The 18,134-nt window shown below is 37.7% G+C and carries 17 protein-coding genes; 14 read left to right on the top strand and 3 right to left on the bottom strand.

Annotated elements, in window-relative coordinates:
* Positions 1-25 precede the first annotated feature (25 nt).
* On the bottom strand, positions 26-664 hold the full coding sequence (locus IV84_RS02350; RefSeq protein WP_046871837.1) for a copper homeostasis protein CutC: 639 nt from the start codon (positions 662-664) through the stop codon (positions 26-28).
* A 33-nt stretch (positions 665-697) separates the two neighbouring features.
* Complete coding sequence (locus tag IV84_RS02345; protein ID WP_056986052.1) at positions 698-1,723, bottom strand: lactonase family protein; 1,026 nt, start codon at positions 1,721-1,723, stop codon at positions 698-700.
* 140 nt (positions 1,724-1,863) lie between these two features.
* Here IV84_RS02345 and IV84_RS02340 point away from each other — a divergent pair, with 140 nt between their 5' ends.
* From IV84_RS02340 to IV84_RS02320, 5 genes are all read left to right on the top strand, one after another.
* A complete protein-coding gene (locus tag IV84_RS02340) occupies positions 1,864-2,223 on the top strand; it encodes a PTS glucitol/sorbitol transporter subunit IIA (RefSeq protein ID WP_046871802.1) in 360 nt (119 codons plus the stop codon).
* 93 nt (positions 2,224-2,316) lie between these two features.
* The gene (locus tag IV84_RS02335; protein ID WP_080945552.1) at positions 2,317-3,387 is read left to right on the top strand and encodes an AI-2E family transporter; all 1,071 of its coding nucleotides are present in this window, start codon (positions 2,317-2,319) and stop codon (positions 3,385-3,387) included.
* Positions 3,388-3,536: 149 nt separating this feature from the next.
* Positions 3,537-4,382, top strand: a complete 846-nt coding sequence (locus tag IV84_RS02330; protein WP_046871804.1) for a methyltransferase domain-containing protein — start codon at positions 3,537-3,539, stop codon at positions 4,380-4,382.
* Positions 4,383-4,613: 231 nt separating this feature from the next.
* On the top strand, positions 4,614-5,126 hold the full coding sequence (locus tag IV84_RS02325) for a tRNA (cytidine(34)-2'-O)-methyltransferase (protein ID WP_046871805.1): 513 nt from the start codon (positions 4,614-4,616) through the stop codon (positions 5,124-5,126).
* A gap of 38 nt (positions 5,127-5,164) precedes the next feature.
* The gene (locus tag IV84_RS02320) at positions 5,165-7,489 is read left to right on the top strand and encodes an FtsK/SpoIIIE family DNA translocase (RefSeq protein WP_414477503.1); all 2,325 of its coding nucleotides are present in this window, start codon (positions 5,165-5,167) and stop codon (positions 7,487-7,489) included.
* A gap of 181 nt (positions 7,490-7,670) precedes the next feature.
* On the opposite strand, the gene IV84_RS10655 is transcribed toward IV84_RS02320, so the two are convergent.
* Positions 7,671-7,790 carry a DUF4044 domain-containing protein gene (locus IV84_RS10655; protein WP_081036066.1) on the bottom strand — a complete coding sequence of 40 codons (120 nt, stop codon included), beginning with the start codon at positions 7,788-7,790 and terminating at the stop codon, positions 7,671-7,673.
* Between the two features lie 338 nt (positions 7,791-8,128).
* Between IV84_RS10655 and mraZ the strand changes: the two genes are divergently transcribed.
* From mraZ to ftsA, 9 genes are all read left to right on the top strand, one after another.
* Positions 8,129-8,560, top strand: a complete 432-nt coding sequence (gene mraZ / locus IV84_RS02310) for a division/cell wall cluster transcriptional repressor MraZ (RefSeq protein WP_056986050.1) — start codon at positions 8,129-8,131, stop codon at positions 8,558-8,560.
* Between the two features lie 10 nt (positions 8,561-8,570).
* Positions 8,571-9,518, top strand: a complete 948-nt coding sequence (gene rsmH / locus IV84_RS02305; protein ID WP_046871809.1) for a 16S rRNA (cytosine(1402)-N(4))-methyltransferase RsmH — start codon at positions 8,571-8,573, stop codon at positions 9,516-9,518.
* Positions 9,519-9,531: 13 nt separating this feature from the next.
* Positions 9,532-9,921, top strand: coding sequence for a cell division protein FtsL (ftsL, locus tag IV84_RS02300; protein ID WP_046871810.1), 390 nt, complete (start codon positions 9,532-9,534; stop codon positions 9,919-9,921).
* Entirely contained in the window at positions 9,918-12,095 is a 2,178-nt protein-coding gene (locus tag IV84_RS02295) for a penicillin-binding transpeptidase domain-containing protein (protein ID WP_046871811.1), read from the top strand. Before ftsL ends, IV84_RS02295 begins: the two co-directional genes overlap by 4 nt.
* 18 nt (positions 12,096-12,113) lie before the next feature.
* Positions 12,114-13,082 (top strand): phospho-N-acetylmuramoyl-pentapeptide-transferase, encoded by a 969-nt coding sequence (mraY, locus tag IV84_RS02290; RefSeq protein ID WP_226996038.1) that lies wholly within the window; start codon positions 12,114-12,116, stop codon positions 13,080-13,082.
* Between the two features lie 26 nt (positions 13,083-13,108).
* A complete protein-coding gene (murD, locus tag IV84_RS02285; protein ID WP_056986048.1) occupies positions 13,109-14,485 on the top strand; it encodes a UDP-N-acetylmuramoyl-L-alanine--D-glutamate ligase in 1,377 nt (458 codons plus the stop codon).
* A gap of 2 nt (positions 14,486-14,487) precedes the next feature.
* On the top strand, positions 14,488-15,582 hold the full coding sequence (gene murG / locus IV84_RS02280) for an undecaprenyldiphospho-muramoylpentapeptide beta-N-acetylglucosaminyltransferase (RefSeq protein ID WP_046871814.1): 1,095 nt from the start codon (positions 14,488-14,490) through the stop codon (positions 15,580-15,582).
* A gap of 17 nt (positions 15,583-15,599) precedes the next feature.
* Positions 15,600-16,613 carry a cell division protein FtsQ/DivIB gene (locus IV84_RS02275; protein WP_052694531.1) on the top strand — a complete coding sequence of 338 codons (1,014 nt, stop codon included), beginning with the start codon at positions 15,600-15,602 and terminating at the stop codon, positions 16,611-16,613.
* A gap of 152 nt (positions 16,614-16,765) precedes the next feature.
* Entirely contained in the window at positions 16,766-18,115 is a 1,350-nt protein-coding gene (gene ftsA / locus IV84_RS02270; RefSeq protein ID WP_046871815.1) for a cell division protein FtsA, read from the top strand.
* Positions 18,116-18,134 lie beyond the last annotated feature (19 nt).

Here is an 18,134-nt window from a genome sequence, read left to right as displayed (position 1 = left end):
AGCTATTCCGCTATTTTGGTGTTTTTTAAAGTTGTCCAACAATGCGAGTACCATGAGCTTCGGAAACTCCTAACTCATCAGTAACTTCGGCTAAATTACGCGAAGTGATGCCACCACCTGGTAATATGATTAATCGTTGGTGAGCATCCTTAATTATTTGTTTGAGATCGGCATAATGAGTTGTAATTGGAGTATCTAAATCACCGCCATGTGTCAAAATACGGTCAATTCCAGCTTCAGCAAGCCAATCGATTGATTCAGACTGTTTTGCTTTTGGAATCGCGTCAAATGCCATATGGAAAGTGATTTGCATTCCGCCTGCAGCCGCAATTAACATTTCAAGAGCATCCGTATCCAAAGTACCGTTTTTGTGTAAAGCACCAAAAACAACCCCGTCTATGCCAAGTTCTTGTGCTTGAAAAACATCAGCTTCCATAATTTTTAATTCAGTATCTGTATAAACAAAGTTGCCACCGCGTGGTCGGATCATGGCCATGACGGGGATATGGTGGTCATTGGCATACTTTTGAGTTTCTGCCATAACCCCTTTGCTGACAGTTGTTCCGCCAACGGCAAGATTGTCACAGAGCTCAATTCGGTTGGCACCAGCACGAATGGCTTTCGGCACATTTGTAAAATTTTCTAAAGCTACTTCTTTAATTATCATTTGTGGCTCCTGTCCGTTATTAAATTCTAGTTATTCAAACAAAACACAAACGCCTTCAGGTAATGGAATGTCCTTTTCTAATAAAGTAAGTTTTCCGTTTTCCTTTGAACGAGAGAATAACGTTAAGTTATCTGTATTTTGATTGGCACACACAATGAAACTTTCCGTGGGGTCTAAGGCAAAATCACGAGGGAAATCTCCTTCTACAGAAATATTTTGAATTAGTTTTAAGGAACCATCGGAACTGGTTGCAAAAACAGCTAAAGAATTATATCCACGATTAGAAACGTAAAGGAATTTATCATCCTGACTCAGTTTAATCGCAGCTGCTCCGTTATGTGCATGCCAAGTTGAAGGAATTGTACTAATTGTCTGCAAATGGGTAAACTCACCATTTTGTTCATCATAATTTAAAACTTCTACTGCACTACCAAGTTCACCAGCTAAGTAAGCTGTTGAACCATTTTTTGTAAATACAATGTGACGGGGCCCGAAACCGGCCTTGGTTTTATAACGGGTCACTTCTGTGAGCTTTCCGTCATCTGAAACATCATAGGTATAAACTTCATCGGTTCCTAAATCACAAACGACCAAACGATTGTCTGGTGTCAAATCGCTAAAATGGACATGAGCACCATCTGCTTGTTCAGGTTTAGGACCTTTTCCAGAATGTGCAACAACATCTGTTTGACTAAGACGGCCATCTTCGCCAATTTTGTAAACAGTTACGGTTGCTAAATGATAATTAGAACTATAAAGAAGTTGACGTTGTTCATCAACTGCAACATAAGCAGGTGAATTACCAGGAGTTACAGCATGTTGGATAATTTTAGCAGGGGTCGTATTGAGATCAACGACTGCCACGCCACCATCAGCACCCTTTTGATCAACGGTGTAAAGAAAATTACGCTTGGATTTGGCGACATAAGTAGGATTACCAATTTTTGCCACTAATTCGGCCTTGCTCAGTGTGTTTGTTTCAGTGTCTAAGGTTAGTTTATAAACGCCTTGGCTAGTTTTTTTTGTATACGTACCAACAAAAAATGATTCTTTCAAAATAAAAACCTCCTTGTATTCTCTAATACAAAAGTATAGCACAAAATTAAGAATTGCTGGGCACGCTTCCATTTTCTTTATTTGATGAAGATGACTATGCTACAATAAAAATAAGAATTTATTTGAGAAGAGGGTATTTTATGACGATTACGTCCAAAATTATAGAAATAGGTCCTAATGCCATTGTAGAAAGTGATCCAATTGCGATTTTATTTGGCCCAGAAGCGACTAGTAACCTTAAAAGTGTGGCAGTTATTCAAGACTTTGAAGACGATCATCCTAAATTTAATTTAAAACGGGGATCGCAAATTAAGATTCATGACACAACTTACACAATTACTTTTTGTGGTGAATTAGTGAATGCAAACTTGCAAGGAGTAGGTCACGTAACGCTGTGCTTTACACCAATTCCAGAAACACCTCTGGAAAGTGCAATTTATCTTTCTCCGGAAAAGTTCCCTAAGTTTTCGGTTGATGATAAAATAACCTATATATTTTAATGATTGTGTGGTGATTCTTTGAAAACGGAAAAAGATACTTGGCGTTCATGGTTTACAAAGCTCGTTTTAAATAATCGAATTATCGTCAATTTAATGATTGTTTTATTATGTTTACTAATAATCTTTGTATTTTCAAAAGTCACCTGGTTTTTTAAACCAATTAATGACTTTGTTGATATTGTGGGATTTCCTGTTATCCTTGCTGGCGTATTATTTTACTTATTTAATCCAGTTGTTGATTGGTTAGAGAACAAGTTTCATGTTAAGAGAGTATGGACAATTATTGGACTATTTGTAGTTGTGATTGCACTTTTAGTTTTGGGCGTCGTGTCTTTAATTCCGGTCATCCGAAGTCAGGCGACCGACTTTTTGAAGAATTGGCCTGATTATTGGAATCATTTGACTAATCAGTTGGATACCTGGTTGAATGATCCGCGGTTTGGTCAGTTCCAAAAGGAATTTCAAAAGGTTAGTGATTCTGCTACGAGCTCACTTTCTAGTTGGGTAAGCAATGCAGCTAATCATACCTTTACATCAGTAGGAGGCGTAATTAGTTCAGTTACAAAAATTGTGGTGGGCTTGATTACAATGCCGTTTATCCTTTTTTATTTATTAAAAGATGGTCATCAATTACCTAAATATTTGGCGCATTTCTTACCAACTAAGAAACGTGCAGGGTTTGTGTCAATTCTTGATGAAGTTAACGGAAAGGTGAGTGGCTATATTCGAGGTCAATTAATTGTTGCCTTTTGTGTAGCAATTATGTTCTTTGTTGGGTATTTAATCATTGGGCTGAAATTTGCTTTAACCTTGGGAATTGCAGCTGGTATTCTAAATTTGATTCCCTATCTGGGGTCCTTCTTGGCGATGGTTCCTTCGCTTGTATTAGCGGCTTTCATATCGCCATGGATGGTAGTTAAGGTTTTGATTGTATTCGCAATTGAACAGACTATTGAAGGCCGAATCCTTTCACCATTAATTCTTGGAACGAATTTAGCCATTCATCCAGTTACAATTCTGATTGTCTTGTTGGCGTCAGGACGGATGTTTGGAGTATTGGGCGTTATCTTTGGGATCCCGGTCTATGCTGTTTCTAAAGTGCTTTTAACGCATCTATTTCATTGGTATAAAAAACAAAATGGTGGTTATGAGACACCTGATTGATAATAAAATATTCTATCCTAAATTTACTAACGTTTTTCTTTAGTAAATTTAGGATTTTTTGTTTTTCAAATACTTCAGTAAACGTGTCCATGTTATGCTTAAAAGGTTAGTTATTTGATAATTTTAATTAAAATGAGGATGAACAGAAAATGAAAAAAAGAGAAAAGGGTATTCAATTTATTCAAAACAATTTATCGCTGTTTCGTTGCCCCGTGTGTCACGATACTTATGATCGTGTTGAATCTGGTAGCATTATCTGCCCAAATCAGCACGCCATCGATATTTCAAAAAAGGGAACTCTCTACTTTTTAAATCACGCCGTTACTAGTGAATATGATGATGCGATGCTGGCCTCCAGACGAAGGATATTAACAGCCGGTTTGTTTGATCCGATTTGCCAGGAGTTTGCGAAAAACATAGATAAAGATGAAGTTATTTTGGATGTAGGCTCTGGTGAAGGCACACCCCTAAAGAAAACTCTTTCAATGACTGAGGGAGCAACAGCAGTTGGTTTTGATATCTCAACGGCGGGAATTAACTTGGCGACTCAATTAAATTCGAGTGCATTTTTCTGTATTGCAGATTTAGCTAATTTGCCTTTCACCAATGATAAATTTACAACTATTCTGGATTTATTCTCACCTTCAGCATATGCAGAATTTCAACGAGTCCTAAAGCCAGGTGGGCAAGTTTTGAAAATTGTGCCTAATTCAAATTATTTAGGTGAATTGCGTCAGTTGTTGTATGAAAAGGATAGTCAACATGCTGATTACCAAAATGATCAGGTTGTGAGCCTTTTTGAAAAACATTTTCCGCATGCCCAAACCAAGCAGCTTACTTATACGTTTAAATTTGAGGATGACTTATTGTCCGACTTGATTCAAATGACCCCCTTACATTGGGGAGCAACCCCCGAAATGATTCAAAATGCGCAAGCTTCGCAATTGAATCATATTACTGTGGATGTGACTTTATTAAAGGGAACGATCGCTTAAACACTGGGTCTGAGAAGGTTGCACATCTTGAATTATGGTGTTAGGATTTAGTTAAGAAATCGGTTGTTAATTGACATCGGGAAATCGTTGGCGATTAGCAAGTTGTACTTCATTTAACGTAGAAGCTCGCCGTGCCTACACCGAGTGTCTACGCTTTTTTTGTTGTTGGAAGAAATTTATAGCAGTATGATAGCCTTTAGATAACTATTAATTATGAGAGAGAGAATAAAAATGACAAACCATATTGTGCTTTTTGAACCCTTGATGCCAGCCAACACGGGGAACATTGCCCGAACATGTGCTGGAACTGACACGGTCCTTCATTTAATTAAACCACTTGGATTTTCTGTTGATGATAAACATCTTAAACGGGCCGGATTAGATTACTGGAAAGATGTTGATCTTGTTTACCATGAAAATCTACCCGAGTTTATTGATTCTGTACCAGATCTAAATTATTTATACTTAGTTTCTAAATTTGCGGACCATGATTATACTGATGTGGACTATACTGCTGATGATAAAGATCATTACTTCTTGTTTGGCAAAGAAACGACGGGATTGCCGGAACCATTTATGCGGCAATATCCTGAAAAAGCGATTCGAATTCCTCAAGATGATGATCATATTCGGGCCTTGAATTTGTCTAATAGTGTGGCGATTGTTATCTACGAAGCGCTGCGTCAACAGGCATTTCCAGGTCTTCAAAGAGTTCACCACTATGAGAATGACAAGTTAAAATAAGCTATTTCAAAATTGCAAACTTGGCGAAAGGAGGGCAAATATTGGCGGCTAAAAGGAAAAGAACAACGACGAAGCGAAAACGAAAGCGTTCAAGAAAGAGCAATTGGCAACAATTTCTCCAATCTAAACATTTTTTAGGCGGAATTTTCGTTTTATTGGCATTATTAGGTTATTTTTCGTTAGGTTATATTGGAGTTCTTTTTGCGAATGTTTTTCGTTTATTTGTTGGTGATGCCTTTCAAGTTTTGATTTTGTTGTTCGGATTGTATGGGGCTGTTTTATTATTTACCGGCCAAGAGCCAAAGCTAAAGGGGCGTTTTCGATTTGTGTTTGGAATTGCGTTAGTTTATATTGGCGCAATTCTAATAATTACCACTCGATTTTTTGAACAAATGAATCAACATAATCATTTTATTTCGACGACATGGCATTCACTTTCGGATGCATTTAAGTATGCTTCGATTGGAGAACCAGTTGGTGGGGGAATGATTGGCAGTATTTTGTATACAGCCACTGAATTTTGTTTTTCTGAAATTGGTAGTCTTATTTTAGGTTGGTTAGTAGTTGCGTTGGGCGTTGCAATTTTCTTTGGAATTCCTATGGATAAGGTACTTCAAACGATAGCGGTAACGTTTAGAAGGCTAATTATTTCAGGCAAAACGTTGACACAGAACCTGGTACAGGCAATTAAAATAAGGAGCCAACAAAGTGTAAAAAATACTCGAACAGCAAAGCCACAACAGTCGGAAAAGAAGCACGATACGCCATTAGTTTCCGGTAAGGACTTAATGGATGAGCAGACTAAAAAAACAACCCCAGCAAATGGGCAACCGGCAATTAGAATCGCTTCAGAACATGAACAACCGCAGACTAAAAAACAGATTGAAAAAGATACAAAACCGGAATCGGCTTTCCAAAATACAGAAGAGTTAGAGAATCCTAATTATCAGTTACCATCCACAGATCTTTTAACAACGATTCCCAAAACAGATCAAAGCCAAGAATATAAAACGATTCAAAAAAACACTAAAATTCTCCAGCAAACATTGACCAGTTTTGGCGTTAAAGCTACGGTTAAAAGTGTGAATTTGGGACCATCAGTAACTGAATACGAATTGCATCCAGATATTGGTGTGAAAGTAAGCAAAATTGTGGGCCTTTCTGATGATATTGCCTTAGCTTTGGCAGCCAAGGATATTCGAATTGAGGCGCCAATTCCTGGAAAATCACTGATTGGAATTGAAGTTCCCAATACGGAGGTCTCCACAGTATCATTTCGGGATGTGGTCGAATCTCAACCTCCACATCCAGATTCAATTCTGCAAGTTCCGATTGGAAGGGATGTTTCTGGAAACTTGGTTTTAGCAGATTTAGTTAAGATGCAACATTTACTGATTGCGGGGGCAACTGGTAGTGGTAAGTCCGTGATGATTAACGTGATCATTACGAGTTTGCTAATGAACGCTAGACCAGATCAAGTGAAATTTATTCTAATTGATCCGAAAAAAGTGGAATTAGGAGTTTATAAGGATATTCCTCATCTTTTAACACCGGTTGTGACAGAGCCCAAAAAAGCAGCACGGGCGTTGCATAAAGTTGTTGCAGAAATGCAGCATCGTTATGACTTGTTTGCTGAAACTAATCAACGAAATATTAAAACCTACAATGAATACATTAGTGAAGAAAATAAAAAAGATGGGAAGAACCGACCTCATCTGCCTTATATTGTTGTGGTGGTCGATGAATTGGCCGACTTAATGATGGTTGCTCAAAATGCGGTGGAGGATGCAATTATCAGGCTTGCTCAGTTAGCCCGAGCGGCCGGAATTCATATGATCATTGCCACGCAACGGCCGTCTGTAGATGTGGTTACTGGTCTAATTAAAGCCAATGTTCCTTCACGAATTGCGTTTGCTGTGGCAAGTGGTACGGATTCACGGACCATTATTGATTCAAATGGAGCCGAGAAACTTTTGGGACGCGGCGATATGCTGTATTATCCAATGGGGAAAAGCAAACCGGAAAGAGTTCAAGGAGCTTTTATCTCGGATAAGGATGTAAAAACTATTGTTGAATATGTAAAAGGCCAGCAGAAAGTTTCGTATGACGAATCTTTGATTGTGACTGACGAAGAAGCAGCATCCGAGGATCAAGCTAAGCATGATGAAAAAGATGAATTATATGATCAGGCAGTAGCTTTAGTGACAGATATGCAAAAAGCGAGCACGTCAATGTTACAGCGTCGATTTAGAATTGGTTACAATCGAGCAGCTAGGATTGTGGATCAATTAGAAGCAAATGGTGTGGTTGGTCCTCAAGAAGGAAGCAAACCGCGGCAAGTATTTACAAAAAAAGATGAATGAAATAAAAATAAAAATAGCTATGATGAAAGTGAAATGTATTTTCACAAAAATCATAGCTATTTTTTTGTCAGATTCTTTGAAATCTTTGTAGTGATATCAGGGAATAAGATGCTGCGATAGACATATAAGCCATAATTAATCACAAAAAAAGAAACGCCACTTAAAATTGGAGTTTCTTTTTTTAACCCAATAGGTTTAATGATGATAAAGCTGTTAAAACTACTGAACCAACCATTGTAATAATCATGACCCAAACAACAACCATTGTGACTTTTTGGAATGTACTTTTCTTCTTTTTCATACGACACCACTTTCTAAAATGTTATTAACCATTCTAACGTGTAATTTTTAACAATTCAAATTTTTTTGATTAACTCTTAAAATTGTTTATTTTTTTGCTTAAATGCCCAAAACTAGATAATTATTCCCCACCAGCCACCACATTTTAGTATAAATGGACGTGATTGCTGCTATAATAGGATTTGTAAACAACTTTAGTCTAAATAAAAAAGGATCAAATTATCACTTTTATAATAATTTGTAAGCATTTTAAAAATGTTTTGTAAATTGGTGGTAGGTAGTGGTACAAAGTGGTAAACTGAATTTGTGATTGAGAAGGAAAAGAAAGGGGCAATTAGTATGTTCATGGGCGAATATCAACATTCACTTGATACCAAGGGACGACTAATTGTTCCGGCTAAGTTTAGAGAAGATTTAGGATCTGATTTTGTGATTACTCGTGGATTAGATGGCTGTCTGTTTGGCTATCCACTTGAAGAATGGCAAAGGATTCAAGGTAAATTAAAAGCATTACCGCTAAATAAACGAAATAATCGAGCATTTGTCCGATTTTTGTTTGCAGATGCGACACAATGTAATTTTGATAAACAAGGGCGAATTAATATTCCGAAACAATTGCGTGAACATGCAAAACTTACTAAGAAATGTGTGTTAGTTGGGGTATCAAACCGATTTGAAATTTGGGATGAAGCACAATGGAATGCAGTTACGGCAGATACTGAAGAAAACTTTGATGATATTGCCGAAAATTTAATTGATTTTGGCCTATAGGAGTGGAAAAATGAGTGAATTTCAACACACAACTGTTTTACTGAACCAGGCGGTTGCTGAATTAAATCTTAATCCAGATGGCATTTATGTCGATTGCACGCTTGGCGGCGGTGGCCATAGTCAGTTAATTTTGAGTCAGTTGAGTCAAAAGGGTCATTTATATGCGTTTGATCAAGATATTGCAGCTATTGAATATAATCAAACTCATTTAAAAAAGTATTTAGACAGCAAGCAAGTTACTTTCATTGAGGATAATTTTAAAAATATAACAAAAGATTTAGCAGAATTTGGGGTTCAAAAAGTTGATGGCATTGTTTACGATTTGGGAGTTTCTTCACCGCAATTGGATGATGCTAAACGGGGATTCAGTTATCAGCATGATGCACCATTAGATATGCGAATGGATCAGTCTGCGGAGCTCACAGCCAAAACGGTTGTTAACGAATGGTCATATGAGGCCTTAGTAAAAATCTTCTTCCGTTATGGAGAAGAGCGCTATTCAAAGCAAGTTGCTCGTGAAATTGAACGTGAACGGGCTGTGGCACCTATCCAAACAACTGGTCAATTAGTTGATATTATCAAAAAAGCAATTCCAGCAGCTGCTCGACGGACTGGTGGTCATCCTGCTAAACGGGTTTTTCAAGCGGTTCGAATTGCCGTCAATAATGAATTAGGCGTTCTAGAAACTTCTTTAGAACAGGCGCTAGATTTATTAAAAGTCGGTGGGCGAATTAGCGTAATTACATTTCAATCGTTAGAAGACCGCTTAGTTAAAAATATTTTTAAGGAAAATGCAAATTTACCAGATCTTCCTCAAGGATTACCCGTTATTCCTAAAGAACTTGAACCACATTTTAAATTGGCGACCCGAAAACCCATTTTACCTAGTAAAGACGAATTAGAACAAAATCATCGTGCTCATAGTGCGAGACTTCGAGTTATTGAAAAAATAAAATAGGGACTGATTTATAATGGCACAAAATAATTTAGCAGAAGCATTTCCGGCTCATAAGCCGATAAAACGGCACGTACCGGACTTAAAAGAGGGCACTTTACATAAGGCAAAAGCGGTCGTTATTCCGAAATCTTTACCATTTTCAAAATTTGAGAAAATTTTAATGACATTCTGCGGTATAATTTTGACAGGCTTAATGATTTTTGTGATTTCTGGTAAAATATCATTATCAGGTGCTGAACACGAGTTATCTAGTTCGCAAGAACAGGTAACCAAAGTAACTTCTAATAATAGTAATTTGAAACAGGAAGTGAATCAGCTTTCTAGTCGTTCACGCTTGAATAAAATTGCAAAGCAATATGGTTTAAGCCTAACAACTCAGAATATAAGGAATGTTAATAAATGAACAACAAAGAAAAACGTTTAAAAAAGAACAACCATAACAAATCAAGCCAAAATCGAAGATCGTTCGGTCAATGGCTTTTTTTCATAGCGATTGCATTGTTCGTAATTTTAATTCTACGTTTTTCCTATATCGCAATTGGCGGGACTGTAGAACACATCAATTTGAGTTCACAGGCCCGTCGTTTGTATACGGATAATAAAGTTTTAAAGGCTCAGCGAGGATCTATTTTGGATGCTTCGGGTCAACCAATTGCGGAAGATACAAGTACGTATTCTGTTTATGCAGTTTTGAACAAAAATCAGGTTGGCGCAAATAAAAAGCCACTTTATGTAACTGACAAAAAAAAGACGGCCAAAGTACTGGCAAAGTATTTACCAATTAGTGAAAAAAAGGCGCTTGCAGCCTTAAATCCAACTAATGAAAATACGTTTCAAGTCGAATTTGGAACAGCAGGAAAAAACATTTCTGTTGCCACCAAAGAAAAAATTGAATCCTATAAGCTAACCGGAATTAATTTTATCCAGTCAGAAGCTCGTTTATATCCAAATGGAACTTTTGCATCTAATCTAATTGGCATTACATCACAGGCTACAAAAAAAGATTCTGACATCACACAACTAAAGGGTGTGATGGGAATTGAGAGCGCATTTAATAATAAGCTAACTGGAACAGATGGACAACGTTCCATTCAAAAAGATAAATTCGGCTATCAACTGCCATCGTCTCAAGAAGAAAAATCAGCGGTTAATGGGCAAAATATCTATACCACGTTAGATACCCGTCTTCAAACTTTGCTGGAATCGGAAATGACAAAGGTTCAAGACCAGGTGCATGCAAAGTCGATGACTGCCACACTTATGAATGCCAAAACGGGTGCCATTTTGGCGACCTCACAGCGACCAACATTTAATCCCACCACCAAGAGTGGCATTAATAAGGCTTGGAGTAATTCTTTAGTTCAAGATACTTTTGAACCCGGCTCCACCATGAAGGTATTTACAGCTGCTGCAGCAATCGATAGTGGCCACTTTAATGCGAAGGAAAAATACAAGTCAGGGACTTATACCATTGGTAATCAAGTGGTGCCTGACTGGCAAACTTCCGGTTGGGGGTTAATTACCTACGAAGAAGGATTTGCGCGTTCTAGTAACGTGTCAATGGCTCATTTGGAGCGCAAAATGGGTGCCAAAACGTGGAAAAAATATATCAATCGATTTAACTTTTTAAAGAGTACAGATTCGGGCCTTGCTGGAGAAGCCAGTGGAAGTATGCAATTTACATACCCAATTGACCAGGCCGATACGGCATTTGGTCAAGGAATTGATGTAACGGATATGCAGATGCTGCAGGGTTTTACGGCAATTGCTAATAATGGCAAAATGGTCAAACCGCAATATATTAAAAAAGTTGTAGATACCGATACAGGTAAAGTAACCGACGAGATGAAAACAGAGAACCTTGGCAAACCAGTCAAAAGCTCAACGGCTAAAAAAGTGCGAAAGCTGATGGAGGATGTTGTTTATAAGAGTTATGGAATTGGTCAAGATTTTAAAATTCCAGGGTATAAAGTAGCTGCTAAAACTGGGACCGCACAAGTGGTTGGCTCTGGTGGGACTTACTTAAATGGCAATGATAGTTACCTTTACTCGGTTGTCGGAATGGTACCAGCATCAAATCCAAAATATATTATGTATATCACGATGAAACAACCAACGCTGCCTGCAACAAAGACAGCAACTCAACTTTTAAATGAAATTTTTAGTCCAGTTATGAAACAAGCACTTGGTGAAAATAATTCAACTGCCAAGAATCAAGTTTCTGGGAAAGTAAAAATTGCCAATATGGTTGGTGAAGCGTCTGATACAGCTGTTAAAGATTTGGGCAAGCAAAATATTGCCGCAACGGTGATGGGTACAGGTAGTACAGTCACACAACAGTCGCCTGTGACAGGTACGGAAATGTTAGCGGGGCAACGCGTGATTCTTTTGACGAGTGGACAAATGAAAATGCCTAATTTGTCTGGGTGGTCGCGTAATGACGTACTTAAACTAACTGATTTAGTTGGTTTGGAAGCTAAATTCTCAGGGACTGGTTTTGTGAAATCTCAATCAATCAAGAGTGGGACAATTGTTCAAAATGGGCAAACACTCACAGTTAAATTAAAACAAAAGTAAAAAAGAATGGAGTTTATTATGAATTGGATAGCGCAGATTGGAACGCCAGTTGTCAGTTTTTTAATTACTGTAGTTGCCATGCCGTCATTTATTAGTTATTTTCGGAATCGTAATGAAGGGCAAATGATTCGTGAAGAGGGTCCAAAATGGCATGAAAAAAAATCGGGTACACCAACGATGGGTGGCTTGATTTTTATCATTGCAATTAGTTTAAGCAGCCTTTTATTTGATTTAATTACTCATCAGATGAATGCGACCGGCTTAATTCTAGTTTTTATTCTAATCATGTATGGGCTGCTGGGCTTTTGGGATGATAGCATTAAGCTCATGAAAAAGCAGAATGAAGGATTGAAAGCTTGGCAAAAATTTCTTGGACAAGTTGTCGGAGCAGTTATTTTCTTTTTTGTTTATCACAATGAGGGATTCTCTCAATCATTAAATGTGCCGTTCTTCGGTTCTTGGCACATGGGTGCTTGGTTCGTTGTTTTTGTAGCTTTTTGGTTAGTTGGTTTTTCCAATGCCGTTAATTTGTCTGACGGATTAGATGGTTTGGTAAGTGGATTGGCAATCATTGCATTCGGTGCGTATGCCATCATTGCTGGCGTTCAGCACCAATTTGATGTTTTGATCTTTTGCTTAGCAATTATTGGAGCTTTAGTTGGATTCTTTATTTTTAACCATAAGCCTGCTAAAATTTTTATGGGTGACATGGGTTCCTTGGCTTTGGGTGGTGCACTAGCTGCTGTTTCAATTTTAGTGCATCATGAGATCGCATTATTGTTAATTGGAATTGTGTTTGTCTGTGAAACTGCGAGTGTTATTTTGCAAGTTTTATCATTTAAACTAACTGGTCATCGAATCTTTAAAATGAGTCCAATTCATCACCATTTTGAAATGTTGGGATGGAGTGAATGGAAAGTTGATATTGTGTTTTGGATTGTTGGCTTAATCGGAGCAGTAATTGCTTTGATTGGTATTTTAGGTTAATTAAATTTAAGGTGAAAGGAAAAATCATGAAGGATATTAAGGATTATCAGGATAAAAAGGTATTAGTACTTGGTTTAGCAAAAAGTGGTGTAAGCGCCGCAAAATTGTTACAAAAGTTAGGGGCACTGGTAACAGTTAATGACGCGAAACCATTTGATGAGAATCCAGATGCCCAGGAATTATTAGAAAATGGTATCAAAGTTGTTACGGGTGGTCATCCATTGACACTCTTAGATGAAGGCTTTGAATTAATTGTAAAAAATCCTGGAATTCCTTATTCTAATCCAATTGTGAAGGGCGCACTCGAAAAGAATATTCCAATTATTTCAGAACCAGAATTAGCTTATCAGGTCTTGGATGGTGAAATGATTGGAATTACTGGCAGTAATGGAAAAACCACAACCACAACCTTGATTCAATTGATGTTGGATCGAGATCGCAAAGCAGGACATGCTTATCTGGCCGGCAACATTGGCATTCCAGCTACGACAGTTGTTCAAAAACTTCATAAAGAAGACACAATGGTAACTGAGTTATCTAGTTTTATGTTGGCAAGTGTCACCACCCTAAAGCCTCATATTGCCGTAATTACAAATATTTTTTCTAACCATTTAGATTGGCATGGTACTCGAGCCAACTATGTTCGCGATAAAATGCATATTACTAAAAATCAAACGGCAGAGGACTATTTTGTCATTAATTGGGATAATCCTGAATGGCAACAATTAAGTCAACAAACGAAGGCACAAGTTGTACCATTTTCACGAAAAGATTTGAGTGAAAATGGTGCCTATCAACGCGGTGAGTTTCTTTACTTCCGTAATGAAAAAATTATGGCTGCTGACGATATCAAAGTACCAGGTGTACAAAATATTGAAAATGCTTTAGCGGCCATCGCAGTTGCCAAGCTAAGTGGCTGTTCTACCGAAGCAATTGTCGACGTGCTGAAAACTTTCTCAGGTGTTAAACATCGTGTACAATATGTTACGACCTTTAAAAAGAGAATTTTTTATAATGATTCAAAAGCAACAGATATTGAAGCAACTCAAGTAGCTTTACGATCTTTTAAGCAACCAATCGTTTTGATTGCTGGTGGATTAGACAGAGGTTACACATTTGAAAAATTAGTGCCAGATTTTAAAAATCATGTAAAAGCGATTGTCCTTATTGGTGAAACCAGTCATTTATTGGCAGATGCAGCCAAAAAAGCGGGTGTTCCAGTAATTAAATTTGCGGATAAAGTTGCCGACACAGTACCGCTTGCTTATCAGTTAAGTGAGCCAAATGACATTGTGTTACTATCTCCGGCCAATGCAAGCTGGGATCAATACAAGAATTTCGAAATTCGCGGCGATGAATTTATTACTGCTGTTAACGATCTTCAAAACGAAAAGAGGAATTAGGCATGCGTTTAATGATTTCAGGTGGCGGTACAGGTGGCCATATTTATCCAGCTTTAGCACTCATTGAAGCTTTAAGAAAACGTGAGCCTGATTCGGAAATCTTGTATGTTGGAACGGAAAAAGGGCTGGAAAGCCGGATTGTCCCTGAACAAAACATTCCGTTTAAGACAATTAAGATTCAAGGATTTAAACGGTCGCTTTCTTTAGAAAATGTCAAAACCATTGGCCTTTTTTTAAAAAGTGTTGGTGATGCTCATAAAATGATCAAAGAATTTCATCCGGATGTTGTTGTGGGAACGGGTGGTTATGTAAGTGGTGCAGTGGTGTTTGCAGCTAGCCTCCAGCATATTCCAACCGTTATTCACGAACAAAATAGTGTCGTGGGTGTTACTAATAAATTTTTAAGCCATTTTGTGACAAAAATTGGGATTTCATTTGAGGATGCGCGAAAAGATTTTCCGGCTAAAAAAGTTGTTTTTACAGGTAATCCAAGGGCAACCCAAGTTTCCCGTATAAAGCCTAATGACGCCCTTACAGAATATGGATTGCAAAGTGATGTACCAACGTTATTAATTTTTGGTGGAAGTCGTGGTGCAGAAAAAATTAATTCAGCCACGGTTGAAGCTTTACCACAACTTAAGCAAAGAAATTATCAAGTTTTATTTGTAACAGGAAGTGTCCACTATAAAAAAATCATGGCACAGATTGATCCTAACGCACTCGGCAAAAATTGTGTCGTACGCTCTTATATTGCAGAAATGCCTCAACTTTTACCAGACTTAGAGGCAATCCTGGGGCGTGCAGGTGCAACAAGTTTGGCAGAAATTACAGCTCTGGGGATTCCTTCAATCCTGGTGCCAAGCCCATATGTGACAAATGATCATCAAACAAAAAATGCCAATAGTTTGGTTAAGAATGGCGCGGCAGAACTGTTACCAGAGTCAAAATTGAACGGTGAAAGTTTATTGAAAGCTGCAGATGCTTTGATGACTGATGAAAATCTTAGAATTAAAATGGGTACTGCTGCTAAGAAAATGGGACGGCCACATGCAGCAGATGATCTTCTGAATGTGCTCGAATCTGTGATTAAAAAGTAGAAAATGAGGTGGCAATCGTGTTTGGAAAAAAGAAAACGAAAACTCCTCAAACCGAACGTAAGTTAACACCATGGGAGAAGGCCCAACGTGTTCAAAAAAATTCTGGAAATCAAAACCAAAAAAAGACTGAAAAGGCTCAACACCATTCCTTTAAATTCTTAAATTCACGTAAGAAACGAATTTTTGTTTTTGGGGGAACGCTGATTGTCTTAATTGTCGGTGGCTATTTAGTTTCTCCATTAAGCAAGGTAGAGACAATTAAGGTGTCTGGAAATACACATTTTTCAACTGCGCAGATAAAAGAAATTGGAAATATTCATAAAAACGATTGGATTTTTCCATATTTAATGGGTAATCGTGATAAATCTAAACAAGTGTACAAAAAACAGCCTAAATTATTAAGTTATCAGGTCCACCGTCATGGTTTTAACACTTTAAAAATTACGGTTAAAGAAAACATGGTGGCCGGATTGGTGTTTAGAAATCAGAAGTACTACACAATTTTGGATAACGGCAAAGTTATAAAGAAGTCAACAACGCAACCGTCTGGTGATTATCCAGTTTTTAAGAATTTTCACAAAACGAGTGTCCTAAATGCCTTATTAACGCAATTTAAACAGTTACCACCGGTTGTCCGCAGTGGAATTTCAGAAATCGATTATGCGCCGAGTAAGGATAATCCCAACCGACTTCATTTATATATGAATGATGGAAATGAAGTTTATGCAATCTTACCCACCTTTGCAGCTAAAATGAAGTATTATCCTCAAATGGCAGCGGACATGAAACAAAGTGGAGTTATTGATTTAGAGGTAGGCGCTTATTCTTATCCATTTAAGAATAAATCAGATGAAACAGTTAAAAATTCTTACAATAACAGTAGCACAAGTAAAAATTCTGTTTCAACCGTAAATGGAAGTTCTTCAACGAGCGGTTCTAGCTCGTCCAATAGTGGTTATGAAACATCAAATAGTTCTAGTTCTGGAAATACTTCCAGCAGTTCGACGAGTACGGTACAAGCAACAAATTGAGAAAAATGAATAAATAATTGAATTTAAGTCACTTTTTAGCTTATTTTCTCATTTTTTTAAAAGGATACACTATTTAAATGCATTGAAGTTATGGTAAACTTGAGAGTATATACAAAAGTCTAAAATAGGTATGTTTAGGAGGTTCCTTTATTATGGATAATTCAGGGATTTATGTTGGACTTGATATAGGAACCACCTCAATAAAAGTCATTGTTGCTGAATACGTAAATGGGCAAATGAGTGTTATTGGAGTGGGAAGCGAACGCTCTGATGGAATGAACCGTGGCGTGATTGTCGATATTGACAAGGCGTCAGCAGCTATCAAGAGAGCAATATCAGTTGCAGAAAATAAAGCAAATTTAAAGATTCACGAAGTAGTAGCTGGAATTCCAGCAAATTTATTAAAAATTGAGCCTTGTCGTGGTATGATTGCGATTGCAGAGACGTCCAGAGAAATCACGAATGAAGATGTGGTTAATGTGGCGAACGCGGCTTCTGTGCACAGTTTACCTCCAGAACAAGAAGTGATTGATGTATTACCCGATGAATTTGTGGTTGATGGCTTTGATGGCATTAAAGATCCTCGTGGAATGGTTGGTGTTCGTTTAGAGATGAACGGAACCGTTTTAACAGGACCCAAGACTATTATTCATAATACAAAACGGGCAATTCAGCAGGCCGGATTACACTTAACAGACCTTGTTTTAAATCCATTAGCTTTAGGAAGAACTGTCTTAAACGATGGTGAGCAGGATTTTGGAACGATCTTAATTGACATGGGGGCTGGACAAACAACAACGTCAATCATTCATGATCATCATTTGAAGTATACATACGTTGATCAAGAAGGCGGTCAGTTTGTTACAAAAGATATTTCAGTTGTTTTAAATACATCATTAAGTAATGCTGAAAAGTTAAAGCGTGAGTATGGTTACGCGTTTGCTGAAGGAGCCAGTGATGATGCCTTTCCTGTGGAAGTTGTGGGACAGTCAGCACCTAGTCAGGTTACAGAGAAATATTTAGCCGAGATTATCGAGGCTAGACTAGAACAAATCTTAAACAACGCTTATAATCATCTTGAGAACATTGATGCCTTGAATATGCCGGGTGGAGTTGTCATTACCGGTGGTGCAGCTGCCATTCCTGGAATCCAGAGCTTAGCAGCTGATATCTTTAACACGAATGTGAAGATATATGTTCCTGAACCAATGGGCTTGAGACATCCAGCCTTCGCACAAGCGTTTGCTTTACTAAATTATGAAGCTTCGTTGAGTGAGGTTGATTTCTTAGCAAAAAGTGCAATGGTCGCGGGTACAAAATCTGTTCCTGAACAGCAGACATTTGATGATTCAACGGATACTGATGAAGAAACAGAGACAGAACCCAATACACAAACGACTCCTAGACGAGCTAAAAAAACCAAACCTCAAAAAGAATCATCATTTTCTTTTAGTGGAATGGTTGCTAGTATAAAACGCTGGTTCAGCGAATTCTTTGATTAACTTTTAAAAATACTGGAGG

The organism is Pediococcus damnosus, from assembly GCF_001437255.1.
Lineage (GTDB): Bacteria > Bacillota > Bacilli > Lactobacillales > Lactobacillaceae > Pediococcus > Pediococcus damnosus.
Note: the sequence above shows the minus strand (reverse complement) of the source record. Positions and strands in the feature narration are given on the sequence as shown.

Bases quoted from the DNA above. Each gene is read 5' to 3' on its own strand.
- IV84_RS02340 (WP_046871802.1), top strand. From the start codon at position 1,864: ATGACGATTACGTCCAAAATTATAGAAATAGGTCCTAATGCCATTGTA.
- IV84_RS02335 (WP_080945552.1), top strand. From the start codon at position 2,317: ATGATTGTTTTATTATGTTTACTAATAATCTTTGTATTTTCAAAAGTC.
- IV84_RS02330 (WP_046871804.1), top strand. From the start codon at position 3,537: ATGAAAAAAAGAGAAAAGGGTATTCAATTTATTCAAAACAATTTATCG.
- IV84_RS02325 (WP_046871805.1), top strand. From the start codon at position 4,614: ATGACAAACCATATTGTGCTTTTTGAACCCTTGATGCCAGCCAACACG.
- IV84_RS10655 (WP_081036066.1), bottom strand. From the start codon at position 7,790: ATGAAAAAGAAGAAAAGTACATTCCAAAAAGTCACAATGGTTGTTGTT.
- mraZ (WP_056986050.1), top strand. From the start codon at position 8,129: ATGTTCATGGGCGAATATCAACATTCACTTGATACCAAGGGACGACTA.
- rsmH (WP_046871809.1), top strand. From the start codon at position 8,571: ATGAGTGAATTTCAACACACAACTGTTTTACTGAACCAGGCGGTTGCT.
- ftsL (WP_046871810.1), top strand. From the start codon at position 9,532: ATGGCACAAAATAATTTAGCAGAAGCATTTCCGGCTCATAAGCCGATA.
- IV84_RS02295 (WP_046871811.1), top strand. From the start codon at position 9,918: ATGAACAACAAAGAAAAACGTTTAAAAAAGAACAACCATAACAAATCA.
- mraY (WP_226996038.1), top strand. From the start codon at position 12,114: ATGAATTGGATAGCGCAGATTGGAACGCCAGTTGTCAGTTTTTTAATT.
- murD (WP_056986048.1), top strand. From the start codon at position 13,109: ATGAAGGATATTAAGGATTATCAGGATAAAAAGGTATTAGTACTTGGT.
- murG (WP_046871814.1), top strand. From the start codon at position 14,488: ATGCGTTTAATGATTTCAGGTGGCGGTACAGGTGGCCATATTTATCCA.
- ftsA (WP_046871815.1), top strand. From the start codon at position 16,766: ATGGATAATTCAGGGATTTATGTTGGACTTGATATAGGAACCACCTCA.